This window comes from Streptosporangium sp. NBC_01755 (assembly GCF_035917995.1).
GTDB lineage: Bacteria > Actinomycetota > Actinomycetes > Streptosporangiales > Streptosporangiaceae > Streptosporangium.
In genome coordinates, this window is the sequence record NZ_CP109131.1 from 3,611,744 (window position 1) to 3,625,380 (window position 13,637).

General features: G+C 69.6%; 17 protein-coding genes and 1 riboswitch. Of the genes, 12 read left to right on the forward strand and 5 right to left on the reverse strand.

Features of this window, described 5'->3' with window-relative positions:
- Positions 1–82: 82 nt before the first annotated feature.
- From OG884_RS16895 to OG884_RS16915, 5 genes are all read left to right on the forward strand, one after another.
- The gene (locus tag OG884_RS16895) at positions 83–1,333 is read left to right on the forward strand and encodes an LCP family protein (RefSeq protein WP_326646307.1); all 1,251 of its coding nucleotides are present in this window, start codon (positions 83–85) and stop codon (positions 1,331–1,333) included.
- Between the two features lie 149 nt (positions 1,334–1,482).
- Positions 1,483–2,046: a DM13 domain-containing protein gene (locus OG884_RS16900; RefSeq protein ID WP_326646308.1), complete on the forward strand. Its 564-nt coding sequence runs from the start codon at positions 1,483–1,485 to the stop codon at positions 2,044–2,046.
- 15 nt (positions 2,047–2,061) lie between these two features.
- On the forward strand, positions 2,062–2,667 hold the full coding sequence (locus tag OG884_RS16905) for a TenA family protein (protein WP_326646309.1): 606 nt from the start codon (positions 2,062–2,064) through the stop codon (positions 2,665–2,667).
- Positions 2,668–2,906: 239 nt separating this feature from the next.
- Positions 2,907–3,230 (forward strand): rhodanese-like domain-containing protein, encoded by a 324-nt coding sequence (locus OG884_RS16910; RefSeq protein WP_326646310.1) that lies wholly within the window; start codon positions 2,907–2,909, stop codon positions 3,228–3,230.
- Positions 3,231–3,417: 187 nt separating this feature from the next.
- Positions 3,418–3,557, forward strand: a riboswitch (TPP riboswitch).
- A complete protein-coding gene (locus OG884_RS16915) occupies positions 3,548–4,894 on the forward strand; it encodes a purine-cytosine permease family protein (RefSeq protein ID WP_326646311.1) in 1,347 nt (448 codons plus the stop codon). (Overlaps the previous riboswitch by 10 nt.)
- A 15-nt stretch (positions 4,895–4,909) precedes the next feature.
- Here OG884_RS16915 and OG884_RS16920 read toward each other — a convergent pair whose 3' ends face one another.
- Positions 4,910–5,470: a methylated-DNA--[protein]-cysteine S-methyltransferase gene (locus tag OG884_RS16920; RefSeq protein ID WP_326646312.1), complete on the reverse strand. Its 561-nt coding sequence runs from the start codon at positions 5,468–5,470 to the stop codon at positions 4,910–4,912.
- Positions 5,471–5,595: 125 nt separating this feature from the next.
- Here OG884_RS16920 and OG884_RS16925 point away from each other — a divergent pair, with 125 nt between their 5' ends.
- Both OG884_RS16925 and OG884_RS16930 read left to right on the forward strand, forming a co-directional pair.
- Entirely contained in the window at positions 5,596–7,467 is a 1,872-nt protein-coding gene (locus tag OG884_RS16925) for a sensor histidine kinase (protein ID WP_326646313.1), read from the forward strand.
- A 174-nt stretch (positions 7,468–7,641) separates the two neighbouring features.
- The gene (locus OG884_RS16930) at positions 7,642–8,073 is read left to right on the forward strand and encodes an ATP-binding protein (RefSeq protein WP_245651822.1); all 432 of its coding nucleotides are present in this window, start codon (positions 7,642–7,644) and stop codon (positions 8,071–8,073) included.
- A 77-nt stretch (positions 8,074–8,150) separates the two neighbouring features.
- Here the strand turns inward: OG884_RS16930 and OG884_RS16935 are convergent, their stop codons facing one another.
- The 3 genes from OG884_RS16935 to OG884_RS16945 all read right to left on the reverse strand — a co-directional run bounded on the left by OG884_RS16935 (position 8,151) and on the right by OG884_RS16945 (position 9,380).
- Complete coding sequence (locus tag OG884_RS16935) at positions 8,151–8,846, reverse strand: YidC/Oxa1 family membrane protein insertase (protein WP_326646314.1); 696 nt, start codon at positions 8,844–8,846, stop codon at positions 8,151–8,153.
- A 103-nt stretch (positions 8,847–8,949) separates the two neighbouring features.
- Positions 8,950–9,216 carry a DUF6412 domain-containing protein gene (locus OG884_RS16940; protein ID WP_326646315.1) on the reverse strand — a complete coding sequence of 89 codons (267 nt, stop codon included), beginning with the start codon at positions 9,214–9,216 and terminating at the stop codon, positions 8,950–8,952.
- Entirely contained in the window at positions 9,213–9,380 is a 168-nt protein-coding gene (locus OG884_RS16945) for a hypothetical protein (RefSeq protein ID WP_326646316.1), read from the reverse strand. Before OG884_RS16945 ends, OG884_RS16940 begins: the two co-directional genes overlap by 4 nt.
- 116 nt (positions 9,381–9,496) lie before the next feature.
- Between OG884_RS16945 and OG884_RS16950 the strand changes: the two genes are divergently transcribed.
- The 3 genes from OG884_RS16950 to OG884_RS16960 are packed head-to-tail and all read left to right on the forward strand — an operon-like array spanning position 9,497 to position 11,489.
- A complete protein-coding gene (locus OG884_RS16950; RefSeq protein ID WP_326646317.1) occupies positions 9,497–10,192 on the forward strand; it encodes a response regulator transcription factor in 696 nt (231 codons plus the stop codon).
- Positions 10,189–11,322: a sensor histidine kinase gene (locus OG884_RS16955; RefSeq protein ID WP_326646318.1), complete on the forward strand. Its 1,134-nt coding sequence runs from the start codon at positions 10,189–10,191 to the stop codon at positions 11,320–11,322. The genes OG884_RS16950 and OG884_RS16955 overlap by 4 nt, the downstream gene beginning before the upstream one ends.
- Positions 11,319–11,489 carry a hypothetical protein gene (locus OG884_RS16960; protein ID WP_326646319.1) on the forward strand — a complete coding sequence of 57 codons (171 nt, stop codon included), beginning with the start codon at positions 11,319–11,321 and terminating at the stop codon, positions 11,487–11,489. Before OG884_RS16955 ends, OG884_RS16960 begins: the two co-directional genes overlap by 4 nt.
- 58 nt (positions 11,490–11,547) lie before the next feature.
- On the opposite strand, the gene OG884_RS16965 is transcribed toward OG884_RS16960, so the two are convergent.
- Positions 11,548–12,057, reverse strand: coding sequence for a hypothetical protein (locus OG884_RS16965; protein ID WP_326646320.1), 510 nt, complete (start codon positions 12,055–12,057; stop codon positions 11,548–11,550).
- A gap of 229 nt (positions 12,058–12,286) precedes the next feature.
- On the opposite strand from OG884_RS16965, the gene OG884_RS16970 reads away from it, so the two are divergent.
- On the forward strand, positions 12,287–12,640 hold the full coding sequence (locus OG884_RS16970) for an STAS domain-containing protein (RefSeq protein ID WP_326646321.1): 354 nt from the start codon (positions 12,287–12,289) through the stop codon (positions 12,638–12,640).
- A 48-nt stretch (positions 12,641–12,688) separates the two neighbouring features.
- Complete coding sequence (locus tag OG884_RS16975) at positions 12,689–13,393, forward strand: glycosyltransferase family 2 protein (protein ID WP_326646322.1); 705 nt, start codon at positions 12,689–12,691, stop codon at positions 13,391–13,393.
- Positions 13,394–13,637: the final 244 nt, after the last annotated feature.

Below are 13,637 nucleotides of genomic sequence, written 5' to 3' on the forward strand. Positions count from 1 at the left end.
AGAAGTGGCGGGACACGACGTGGCTGACTGGCCCGAAGATGACGATCGCACTCGCGCGCTGCGGTCGCCCACGCCCGGGTCCGTGCCGCAGCGAGCGGCCGGGCAGCCCGCCCATCCCTCGCCGGGAGGGTCGGCCGCGTCAGGACGGCGGGGGGCATCCGCCGAAGAGGAGACACGCGTCCAGGAGAACGCGCAGCGGGAGGTGCCGAGTCCTCGGGGAAGCTCGCGGGTGTACGGCAAGGCCAGGTCGGGCTCCAGCCCGGTCAGGCCGTTGAGCGCCTCCTCCGCGCAGCCCCGGGGTGCCTCCCCCGACGCCTCGCGCGCGGGTTCCGGCGGTCCGGGCGGCGGCGGGCCGCGCATGCGGGGCTGGCGCCCGAAACGCCCCGGCAGGCTGGTCGTGCGGATCCTCGCCGGGCTGCTCGTCGTGCTGCTGGTCGTGGCCATCGGCGGATATTTCATGATTAACTCGCGACTGGTCCGGATCGAGGCGCTCACCGACTACGAGGGCCGCCCCGCCGACACCCCCGGCACCAACTGGCTGCTGGTCGGCTCCGACAGCCGGGCGGGCCTGACCGCGGCCCAGCGCAAGAAGCTCGCCACGGGTAAGGCCGTGGGCCGCAGGACCGACACGATGATGCTGCTGCACATCCCCGACGGGGACGGCCGTCCGACCCTGGTCAGCCTGCCGCGCGACTCCTACGTGCCGATCGACGGCCACGGCAGCGACAAGCTCAACGCCGCCTACGCCTTCCAGGACGGCGGCCCCAAGCTGCTGGCCAAGACCGTGGAGAAGGTGACCGGGCTGCGGCTCGACAACTACATGGAGATCGGCTTCGGCGGCTTCGTGGGCATCGTCGACGCCATCGGCGGGGTTGAGATCAATGTCAAGCAGGCCATCAAGGATCCCAAGGCCGGGATCAACCTGAAGAAGGGCCTCCAGCTCATGGACGGGGGGACGGCCCTCGGCTACGTCCGCACCCGCGCCACCGGTGCCATTCCGGACCTCGACCGGACCCAGCGCCAGCGTCAGTTCTTCTCCGCGGTGGTGAAGAAGGCGGCCAGCCCCGGGGTTCTGATCAACCCCTTCACCTCCATTCCGCTCGCGCTGAGCGCCGCCGACTCGGTGTCCGTGGGTGAGGAGACCGGCGCCTTCGACCTGCTCTCCCTTGGTCTCGCCATGGGCGACAACCCGGTCACCACCGTTGTCCCCGTCGGCTCCCTGCCCACCATCAACGGTCAGGCGGTCGTCAAGTGGGATCGGGCCAAGGCGCTGCGCATGTTCGAGGCGCTGGCCCAGGACAAGCCCGTCCCCAAGGACGTCCTCGCCAAGTAGGCGCCCACCACGCCGTGAGCGTTCCGCGGTCGTAAGCACTCCGTAAGCGGCGCGCGACCGCGGCGGGGGTAGCGTCGGCTCCGAAGCCGGAGGGAGATCTAGGCCCCCTCTCCGGGACCGACACCGGGGCCCCACACCGGAGGTATTCGATGAGAATCAAGAGACTGCTCCGACACCCCGTCACGTGGGGCGTTCTGGCGCTCGGTGCCGTCGCGTTCGGCGTCGCCCTCTATCTGTTCCAGCCCTGGCGCCTGTTCACCACGGTCGAGGTGAACGAGGCGTTGCCGACCGTGGTCGTGACCTCCGGGCCGGAGCCGACCTCGGTGGGAGACACGGCGAGCGAGCCCGCCAAAGCACCTCGGGAGCCGAAGAGCCTGGCCAAGGGCACGTTCATCTCCCACGAGCACGAGACCAGGGGCGAGGTGCGGGTGCTGGAGCTCCCGGATGGGAGCCGGGTCCTCCGGATCGAGGACCTGAACACCTCTGATGGCCCGGACCTGCGGGTCCGGCTGAGCGACCAGCCCGTCAAGGAGGGCAGGGCCGGATGGTTCAACCTGGACGACGGCAAGCACCTCGAACTCGGCGAGCTGAAGGGCAACCGGGGTAACGCCAACTACGCCATCCCCGCGGGGGCCGATCTCGACGGCCTGAAGACCGTCACCATCTGGTGCAAGCGCTTCGGTGTCTCCTTCGGTGCCGCCGCCCTCACCTGACACAATGCCCGAGCTATGAGGGTTTCTGAGGAACTGCATGCCATTGGCCGCCCGCTCGTCGAGGTGCAACTCGCACACCCGACGGTGGCGGGCATCGCGCGAGGAGACCTGCCCGAGCCGGTGTTCCGGTCCTGGCTGGAGCAGGACTACCTGTTCCTGCTCGACTACGTCCGCGTTTTCTCGCGACTCGCGTGGCAGGCCCCGGACGGGCACCTGGGCGACCTGGTGGACCTGGCTCATGCCACCTTCCACGAGGAGCTGAACCTGCACCGTTCACTGTCCGCGGAGTTCGGTGCCGACCTCGGCGGGGTGAGAAAGGGGCCGGCCTGTGTGGCCTACACCTCTTTCCTGCTCGACTCCGCGGCCGTCTACGCCGATGGCCTGGCCGCGCTCTACCCCTGCATGTGGGGTTACTCCACGCTCGGTCGGGTCCTGGCCGAGAACCCGCCCGACGAGCCGCGTTACCGCGCCTGGGTCGACACCTACGCCCACCCGGCCTTCGCCGAGCTGACCGAGCGCATCGCCGTGATGATCGACGAGGCGGCACCCGACCCCGGCAGGGCGGAGAAGCTGTTCACCGAGGGAATGGCCCACGAACTCGCCTTCTGGGACGTGCCCTGAACCCGTCTCCCCGTGCCCGCCGCCTTTCGCCTTTCCCGGGCTCTCGGTCTCCCGGGCCTTCGGTCCCGTTCTCCCCGTCACCGGTCTGGCCGGCCCCCGGCCGGGGACGCTGCGGCTCGGGCGGCCCAGCCGGTCAGTTGTGGTGAATTGGCTCACTATCAGGGGAAATTGAGAGTCCGGATGAGGGCGTCCGATGGGCTTTGCGCCCCAGCAGATGCGGGAGTTGGGACAATGGACGCATGAGTGTTCCTGAGGTCGAGGCACAGGCCGTGCCGGATGACGCGTTCCTGCTCGACGTACGCGAGAACGACGAGTGGCGTGCCGGGCACGCGCCGGGGGCCGTCCACATCCCGCTGGGTGAGCTGCAGTCCCGGGTCGACGAGGTGCCCAAGGGTGCGCCCGTCTACGTGGTCTGCCGGGTCGGCGGCCGTTCCGCGAACGCCACCGCCTGGCTCAACCACGTGGGCTGGGACGCGATCAACGTCGGCGGCGGTATGCAGTCCTGGGAGATCGCGGGGCGTTCGATGGTCGCCGAGAGCGGTCGGGACCCGTTCGTGGCCTGAGTGGCCTGAGTGGCCTGAGTGGCTTCAGTGGTTCGGCGACCGCGGTGGCCTGGACGGATCCCGATCGGCTCGGATGACCTGAGCGCGGTCTGAGCGGGCGCCCGTCGAGAGGGTGGTCCTTGCCAGGAGAGGTCCTTGCCAGGGACGGTCCTTGCCAGGAGAGGAAAAAATGGCATAATCAGGGCGAATTATCTACCGCGGGAGCTCGGGCGTGACCGGGCTGAGAGGGCGGAACCACGCAGAGGGTCTCACAGACCCTCTGACGCGCCGCCGACCGCATGAACCTGTCCGGGTAATGCCGGCGTAGGGAGCGTGTGATGTCGTCTGCCGTCGTTGACTCCAAGTCAGCCGAGGCCCCCCTCACCCTCGACGAGGCTCCGCCCAAGGAACTCGGCGTGCTCGACCAGGGCGCGCTCTGGGCCAACCTGGGCGTCAGCCTGCTTGGATTCTCCGGTGCGATCGCGCTGATCAATCCGCTCGGCGACCGGCCGCTGAGCTTCGTGGCCGCGATCCTGGCCGCCGTCGTGGGCAGCGTCATCGGCACCGCGATGGTCGGCCTGGCCGCCATTCCCGGACAGCGAACCGGTGCTCCGGCGATGGTCCTGCTCCGCGGGCTGTTCGGTGCCAGGCTCTCGTACCTGCCGACCGTGCTGAACATCATCCAGATGCTCGGCTGGGGCGCGTTCGAGCTCTGGGTCATCGCCCAGGGGGCCCAGGCCATCGCCGGATCCTTCGGAGTCGAGGTGCCGTATGCGGTCTGGGTGGTCATCGGAGGAGTGATCACCACCGCGCTGACCATCCGGCCGCTGGGAGCGGTCCGGCTGCTCCGCCGGTATGTCACCGCCGGCGTGGTCGTCTCGATGATCTGGTTCACGGTCGCCCTGTTCAGCAGGGAGCCGTCCATCGGTGGTGGATCGTGGGAGGCGTTCGCGCCCTCGGTCGACTACGTGATCGCGCTGTCGGTCTCGTGGGTGCCGGTCGCGGCGGACTTCGCCCGGTTCTCCAGGTCCGGCAGGGCCACGTTCACCGGCGTCGTCGGCGGTTACACGATCGCCCAGGTCGCCTGCCTGGTCCTGGGAATCGCGGCCCTCGCCCTGGTCGGCAATGACACCGAACGGGTCTGGGACCCCTTCGTGGCCGCGGCGCTCGGCCCGCTGTTCTTCGGCATCCTGGTACTGCGCGAGACCGACCAGTCGTTCGTGAACGTCTACTCCACCACCATGTCGCTGCAGAACCTGATGCCCAGGCTGGACCGCCGGGTCATCTCCGTGGTCATCGGGGTGCTGGTCACCCTGCTCGCGATCTTCGTCAAGGTCGACACCTACACCGCGTTCCTGAGCCTGATCGGAGCGGTCTTCGTGCCGATGTTCGCGGTGCTCGCCGTGGACTACTTCCTGCTCGGCGCCTCCAGGCGCTGGGACACCTCCGAGAGCGCGCCCTCGCGCTGGCTCATGGTGATCCCGTGGGTGCTGGGCTTCGCGGCCTGGTGGATGCTCGCCGTGCTGCCGGTCGCTCCGGAGCTGGCCTGGTGGACCTCGTTCTGGACCGGTGCCCGCGACCTGCTCGGCTTCGTCCCGCAGCCGTGGATGAGCGCGGCCGTCGGCGCGTTCCTCGCCGCGGGTCTCCTCACCCTGGGCATTGGTGCGCTCCGGCGCCGCCCCTGACCTGGTGGAAGCGCGCTACGCGCGGGACTCGATGCGCAGCAGGCGTTCCTTGGCGGCCGCCCCCCCGGCGTACCCGCCGAGGACCGCCTCGCTCTCGACGACCCGGTGGCACGGCACGATGACGCACACCGGGTTGCTGCCCAGCGCGTTGCCGACCGCCCGCAGCGCCCGCGGCCTGCCGATCCGCTCGGCGATCTCACGGTAGGTCGTCACCGTCCCGTACGGCACCGAGAGCATCATCTGCAGCACGGTCCTGGAGAACTGGGTGGCCAGGCGCAGGTCGACCGTGGTGGTGAAGGCGCGGAGCCGGGCGGAGAAGTAGGCGTCCAGCTCCCGGCGGACCGGGTCGAGCCGCCGGGGGTCCGGCCCGATGAAGGTGCCGACCTCCCTGCTGATCCGCTCGAAGACGACGTTCTCGTCCTCGTAACTGCAGGCCACCACACCCCGGCCCGTAACGGCGAGGGTGAGACGCCCCAGCGGTCCGTCGAGCGTGCCGAACGCGATGTCGGGATGGCTCGTGCCGACATAGTCGGGCGAGGTCACCCGTAGCAATGCATCGATGTCGCCGGATGACATGGCCCCACCCTTTCGTATCCAGGTGTGTGGTGACCGCAGAGTATCGGACGGATCGCCCGGCCAGTGGCAACACGTGCGGGACGAAAGTGCCAAGATCAGACCGGTTGAGACGGCACTATGGGTGTGTGGTGGACTACACGGCCGACAATGACAAGGGCATCGGCCGAGCGGTCGTCGCCGACGCGCCCAACGCGATCGTCGCCGTCGATCGCGAACAGACGGTCATCGCCTGGAATCCCGCCGCCGAGCGCCTCTTCGGCTGGTCGGACGCCGAGACGATCGGCAGGCGGGTTCCGGTGGTTCCCGAGGAGCTGACAGCCGAGCACAACGCGGTCCTGGAGAAGGTCCGCACCGGCGGCCAGGTGTCGCTGCGGACCAAGCGGTTCCACCGGGACGGCAGCCTGCTCGACCTGCGGGTCGACACCGGCGCCCTCTGCTCGCGGGACGGCACCCTCATCGGTTACGTCAGCGTCTACCACCTGGCCCGGGACGACGAGAGCGCCAACGACCGCAACGCCCGCCGGGCACAGCTCGTCCGCCGGCTCACCGACGTGGTCGCCGATATCAACGCCGAGCTGGAGCTGCCCGCGGTGCTCGACCGGATCGCGGCCAGTCTCGCCGACCTGACCGGGGCCGACGCGGGCGGCTTCGTGCTCATCGAGGGTGACCGGCTCCGTCTCGTGGCCCGCCACAACCTTCCCGGCTCGATGCGCAACTCCACGGCGGACCTCCGCAGCAGCCTGGTCGGCAAGCTGCTGCGTGAAGGTAGAACCGTCCTGCTGGAGACCGGCGACCAGGGGCGGCTGGACAAGCTGATCTGGTCGCAGCTGCCCGGCCTGCACACCATCGCGCTCGGTCTCGCGGCCATGGGCGGGCGGCCGTACGGCGCGCTGTACGCGCTTTTCGCCAAGCGCAAGGTGGGGCATCTGGAGCTGGAGCTGCTGGAGCTCCTCGCGGGTCACGCGGGCATCGCCGTGGGCAACGCGATGGCCTACCAGGAGGCGTTGAGGCAGCGCGCCCACGAGCGGGCGGTAATCGACGCCAGCGCCGACGGCATAGCGGTTCTCGACGAGCTGGGCCAGGTCGTCCAGTGGAACCCGGCCGCCGGCGAGCTGACCGGCTTCCACGCCGCCGAGGTGATCGGCGGGCCGCCCCCGTTCCAACTTCCAGGGCCCGGGGAAAAGCTCACCATCCAGTTGCCGTCGGGCACCTGGCTGGACGTGCTCTGCGCGGAGATCGTGGAGACGGGCGAGATCGTGGTCGACTTTCGCGACGTCACCGGCGCCAAGGAACTGGAGGAGGCCAAGGATCTCTTCCTGGCCACCACCAGCCATGAGCTCCGCACCCCGATCACTGTGGTCCGCGGCTTCGCCGGTACCCTCGACGCCCGCTGGGACAGCATGACCGACGCCGAGCGCCGCGCCGCGGTGCGCATCATCGCCGAGCGGGCCCGTTCCCTCGGCCAGCTCATGGACCACCTGCTGCTGGGGGCGCGTGCGGGGGCCGGCGAGCTCACGCTCAGGATCGAGGGCTTCGACCTGGCCGAGCTGGTGCGGGGCGCCACGTTGGGCCTGCCGATCCTGTCGGATCTGCACCGGGTCGAGGTCGACGTCCCCGATGACCTGCCCCTGGTCTCCGGCGACGCGCTGGCCACCGATATCCTGCTGGCCCAGCTGCTGGAGAACGCTTTCAAATATTCGCCGGACGGTGGTCTGATCAGGGTAGAGGCATGGGTGGATGGTGACCGGGTGGTGCTGGTCGTGGACGACGAGGGTGTGGGAATCGACCACGCCAGCAGGGAGCGCGTCTTCGACCGCTTCGTCCAGGCGGACAGTGGTGACCGCCGCAGGTTCGGCGGAGTCGGCCTTGGCCTCTACATCGTGCGGAGCCTGGCGCGGGCCCAGGGAGGAGAGGTGTCGGCGCATCCACGCCCCGCGGGCGGCACCCGGATGAGGCTGGCTCTCCGTATCGCCGACACGCCGGGCGCTCTTACCTGATCGACACGCCAGGCCGGTAACGAGTCGGTAACGGATCCGCTGATCTATTGTCGAATGTGCACAAGCTGTAATTGCTGCCCGGTTTCCGAGGCTATCTAACGGGGCATTTCGGTCGTACTGGGGTGAGTTCCTCAGGGGGGAAAGGCATACGGGGAGGTGAGTGCGTCGAGCGTCGTGTTGTTGCCGTATGCACCGTCCAGCGTCGCTGTCGCACGCCAACGCCTCTGCTCTGACCTGCAGGAACGGGGTGTGTACGAGACCGCCATAGATGACGCGGTGCTCGTGGTCAGCGAGTTGCTGAGTAATGCGTTGCGTCACGCGCATCCGTTGCCGTCGGGGCAGATCAGGGTGTCATGGCACTGGACCGAAGAGCAGGTCGAGGTTGCAGTGAGTGACGGTGGCGCGGCCACCGAACCAAGGGCAGGGCGCCCGACGCTCTCCTCCTTGGGAGGGCGAGGCCTCGGAATCGTCGAATATCTGGCCTCAACATGGGGAGTCAGACACGAGGGAGACATCACCACGGTCTGGGCGGTGGTAACGGCGGTCAACACGGTAGGTAACGGCCATGTTTCCACCCCCGAGCCTGCCCTCAGGGAATGCGGATAGTTCTTCCGTCGGGTGCCGTCCCGCTTCGTCTGTCATGAAGCGGGACGGCACCTCCTCCGTCGCCGCCCGGAACGCCGTCAGCCTCCGGCGAACGCGGGCCGATACAGCACCGCCCGCTCCCCGGCGCTCCAGGCCGTCGTGACGAGCAGGTAGATCCCGGCCGCGAGCGGCAGCACCGCCGCGACCAGAACGGTCAGATACGGCAGCAGGGGCAGCACCCGGCGCAGCGCCGCGGGCTGGACATCCTCGCTCATCGTGCTCCGCGCCTGGCGGGACATGACCCACGCCACGGCGACGAGCAGCAGGAAAAGCCCGGCGAAGACCAGGGTCGGACCGCTGAGCAGCCCGAACCCGGCCACCGTGCCCGCGAACTGCTGGCCGAGCGGCACTCCGAGGAGCCCGTGGGTCAGCAGCGCGTTGGCCTGCCCGGCGATCGTCGAGGAGACGAACGCCTGGTACGTCACCATGAGGAACGGCATCTGTGCCACGGACGGCAGGCAACCGGCCAGCGGTGAGGTCCTCTCCCTGGCGTAGAGGGCTGCCAGCTCCCGCTGGAGCCGCTCAGGATGGCGACCGTGGCGTTTCCTGAGTTTCTGGACCTCCGGCGCGAGGCGGATCCTGGCCCGCTCGCCCCTGGCCCGCATGACGCTGAGCGGAAGCAGCAGGAGCCGGACGAGAACGGTGAACACGACGATCGCGAGCGCGGTGGAGCCCAGCGGCTCCGCGAGCGCGGTGATGAGGTCGGCGGTGAACCCGATGACGGGGTCGAACATGGTTGGGGCCCTTCTGACCGGAGTGGAGACGGCTCAGAGGACGCCCGCGCATCGCGGAGGTTTTTCATGGCGCGTGCACGCGGCACACGGTGGTCGCGGGGGGTTACGCGGGCGCCGGGCCCGCGGAGGGTGCTCTGGGCCGGGACCTCCCGGCCGCGTCGGGGTCGCGTTGCCGGACGAACATCGTCCGCCTGGCCCGATCACGCCGCGACAGCGGCGACCGCGCCCGTGCACCGGAGGTGATGGGCGCCGGGCGCAGTGCCCAGGCGAGCAGGAGCACACCCAGCCCGACCACGGCGGTCGCCGTCAGGACGCCACCGCCGTCGAACATCCAGACCGCCAGTGTCTGGACGGCGAGGAGCAGGTTCACCTCTTGGACTTGGACACCACGGTGACCAGGGCGACGACCACGAAGGCCACGACCGCCAGCACGATCACGAACTTCAGCAGCCCGAAGAGGGCGGGCAGCACGAGCCCGAACACCACGTAGAGCGCGAGCAGGGCGCCCAGGACCGCCAGCACGATACGACTCATGTACTCCACCGTACGCTGGCAGAGAAGGGGGTGGGCGCCTTGATCGTAACGATCGAGTGCTTACGGACCGGTGACACGGCTAGGGATCACTCCCTCTCGGGCCTACCGTTGTGACCATGAGCGCGCGGATTCTGGTGGTCGACGACGATCCGATGGTGGCCGAGGTCGTGGCCCGCTACCTGGAACGCGACGGTCACGTGGTCGAGTGCGTCGGAGACGGCGCCGAGGCGCTCAGGCGCGCGCTGTCCAATCCGCCGGACCTGATGGTGCTCGACCTGATGCTCCCCAAGATGGACGGGCTCCAGGTGTGCAGGAAGCTCAGGGAGCGGTGGCCGGTTCCGGTGATCATGCTGACCGCGCTGGGCGAGGAGATGGACAGGGTCGTCGGCCTGGAGACCGGTGCCGACGACTACGTCACCAAGCCCTTCAGCCCCCGGGAGCTGGCTCTGCGCGTGCAGTCGGTGCTGCGGCGCGCGCGGGGCGCCGCACTGCCGACCGGCACCGGGGTGCTCAGGGACGGTGATCTGACCGTCGACGTCGGTGCCCACGAGGTGCGGTTCCGAGATGACGAGATCATGCTGACCGCCCGCGAGTTCGATCTTCTGGCCCACCTGATGCGCAACCCCCGCCAGGCCTTCAGCCGCTCCGCACTGCTTAACCAGGTCTGGGGCTGGTCCTTCGGCGACTCCTCCACGGTGACCGTCCACGTCCGCCGCCTCCGCGAGAAGATCGAGCCCGATCCGACCGTTCCCAGGCGCATCGTCACGGTGTGGGGCGTCGGCTACCGCTACGAGCCGCTGGTGGAGCCGTGACCCCCGAGATACTGCTGATCGTCGTGGTCACCGCCGGCCTCGGCCTGCTGGTCGCAGTCGCCGGGCTGGGGGCGATGTGGTTGCTGCGCGAGCGGTCGATCGGCGCGATGCTCGCGGTGGTCGTCGTGGTGACCGTGGTGGCGACGGTGGGCGGCGTGGTCGCCATCACCCTGAAAATGATCATTGAGGGTACGTCGAGGGACATCGTGATCAGCGTGGTCGCGGTGGGCGGTCTGGTCGGGCTGGGCGTCGCGACGGTGCTCGCCCGCCGGGTCGTGGCGGCCAGCCGCAGGCTCGTCGACGCCGTGCACGCGGTGCCCGCCTCGGGGGAGTTCACACCGCCCGGAGGTCTTCCCGCCGAGCTCGGCACGATCGCCGGGAGCCTGGATCAGGCCTACCGGCGACTGCGCCTGGGCCACGAGCGCGAGCGCGCCCTGGAGAGCGCGCGCCGCGAGCTCGTCGCCTGGGTCAGCCATGACCTGCGCACCCCGCTGGCGGGTATGCGGGCCATGGCGGAGGCCCTGGAGGACGGGGTGGTCGCCGACCCGGAGACCGTAGGCCGTTACCACCGGCAGATCCGCCTGGAGGTGGACCGGCTGTCGGGAATGGTCGACGACCTGTTCGAGCTGTCCAGGATCCACGCGGGGACGCTGCGCCTGTCACGCAGCAGGATCGGCCTCAGCGATCTGGTCGCCGACGCGCTGGCCGGGGTGGAGCAACTTGCCAGGGCCAAGGGGGTGCTGCTGGCCGGCGAGGTCGACCCGGTGATCCCCGTCCAGGCCGACGCGGCCGAACTCTCCCGGGCGCTGCGCAACCTGGTGGTCAACGCGATCAGGCACACTCCCGGCGACGGCACCGTCCTGGTCCGTGCCTCGGTCGAGGGTCGGATCGCCTGCCTGTCCGTGGCCGACTGCTGCGGCGGCATCCCGGCGGACGACCTGCCCCGCGTCTTCGACGTCGCCTTCCGTGGCGAGGCGGCCCGTACCCCCAACGCCGACGGCGCCGGCGCCGGCGCGGGCCTCGGCCTGGCGATCGCGCGCGGCATCGTCGAGGCCCACGAGGGAGCGATCGGCGTCGTCAACTCCGGTCCGGGCTGCCGCTTCGAGATCCGTCTGCCGCTCTCCGCATGAACGGCACCGCCCGGCCGTCGTCGCGGGGGCGCCGCCTGGTCGGCAGCACCGGCCCGGCGCCGGTTTTCGACGTCCGCGACGTGTGCGACGTCCGCGACGTGTGCGACGTCCGCGACGTACAGGCGCGTACGGTGCTCATCGCCGCCTGGGCGGCAGCACCGGTCTGAATCCGCTCGATCCGGCGCAGGGCAGTCCGGGTTCTTCCGGTCCGGATCCGGCGAGCCGTCAGTTCGGGCCGGTGCCGTTGGAGGTCGGCGCGGTCGTGGCGTCGCTTTCGGGTTTCACGGAGACCATGAGGGTCATCTGCGCGCACTCGTCGTCCCCGGTGTCGGTTTCGACATGCTGGCAGGAGGTCAGCCTCCTGGTGGTGCCGAGGGACTCCACCATCGCCCGGAACGTCGGGCACGGCCAGCGCCACATGCAGCTGCGACAGCGCAGGATCGGGTGCGCGGCGTCGCTGGTGATGCCACCCGCGTCACGCGGCTGGTGCAGGTCGAGCAGCCTGACGCCGAACGTGGCGAAGTCGAGGAGCTCCTCGCGTGCCCCTTCGAGGAAGTCGAGGTCCTCGATCGACAGGCTGGTTCTGATCGGGACGTGTCCCTCGTGGTTCACCAGTTTCCGCAGCGAACTCGCCGCGTCGCGCCACGAGGTGGCCTTGTCGGTGCGAGTGATCATGGACTCCAGGTGCTCCCGGAGCCGCTGCCGCTGGAGATCCTCGGGTAGGTCGGTGTTCATGAGTGCGTTCGAGCCCGTTTCCTGTAACTCAACGGCTGTCACTGCCGTAGCGCGGCGACGATCGGGAGGTGTCGGGTCTTCTCCCTTTTTCGGCCAAGCCGGTGTTGCGCAGTGTCAAGCTTCCCGCACTCAGGGTTTCCGTGAGGCCGAAACGGGGGACAAAGGGCGGACGACTCGGGTTGTTCAAGAGAACGTGACCGGCGGCCCCCGCGCCGCTAGTGTGCCCGCTGTGGAGCTAAAAGTCTCAACTCGATCTCATGCCGGGCACACCGTCGTGACCATCGTTGGTGAAATCGACCTATACACCGCGCCTCGCCTGCAGGCCGAGTTCACCCGGTTGCTCGGGCAGAGCCAGACCATGCTCGTAGTCCTCGACATGTCCGCCGTGGAGTTCTGCGATTCCACCGGCATGAACGTGCTGCTCTCCGCGCTCAAGCGGCTGCGCGAGCGCGGCGGCACGCTGGAGGTGGCGGCGCCCCGGCCTGCCGTACGCAAGATCCTTCAGGTTACGGGCCTAGACTCGGTCTTTGTCGTGCACGAGACCCTGCCGGAGAAGCTGCTGACCTCCGAATCCCAGGGATGACCCTCTCCCCATGGCTGAGGCCTGGGGTTTCCACGTTGGAGGTGTTCGATGACCGGCACGGCGGCGATCATTCCCGCCAAGAACGAGGACGATCGGATCGGGGCCACCGTGGCCGCGGCCCTGGCGCTGCCCGGCGTCGATCTCGTCGTGGTCGTCGATGACGGCTCGACCGACCAGACGGGGCGGGTGGCCAGGACTGCCGGGGCCCACGTCGTGCGGCACAGCCGCAACCGGGGCAAGGCCGCCGCCATGGAGAGCGGTGCCGAGGCAGTGCGCCTGTTCGACGGCGAGGAGTCTCGGCACCTGCTGTTCCTCGACGCCGACCTGGGCGAGACCGCACGCGCGGCCGCGCCGCTTATCGAGCCGGTCGCGGCGGGCGAGGTCGACATGACGATCGCCGCCTTCGTCACCCGCGTGAAGCTCGGCGGGCACGGGTTCGTCGTGAAGCTCGCCCGCGAGGGCGTCGAGCGTGCCACCGGATGGACGCCCGTCCAGCCGCTCAACGGCCAGCGTTGCCTGACCCGGGCGGCCTTCGAAGCCGCCCGGCCACTGGCACACGGCTTCGGTGTGGAGACCGGTCTCACGATCGATCTGCTCAGAAAGGGCTTTCGCGTGCGCGAGGTCCCGGTGGAGATGACCCACCGGGCCACCGGCACCGACTGGAGGGCCCAGCTCCATCGGGCCAGGCAGTTCCGCGATGTCGCCCGCGCCCTCCTGGTCCGACGCCGGGCACGGGAACGTTCACTCGGTTGAGTGATCCTCGACCTCCGGCCACGGGCTTGGCCGGAGTGGTCGTCGCGGGTCCGGCGAGGATTCGCGGTCTCCGCATGTGCGACGCCCTTGCAGGTCAGGCGCCATGCGAGGGTCGGCGGTGCGGGGCGTCAGCGCGGGCCGATCGAGGTCATGTGCGGAATGCGGGGATAGCCCGGTCCGCCGGGAGGGCAGGTCGCCCGCCGTTCCTCGCGGCACCGCCCGGTCCGCCGCCGCACCGGGCACC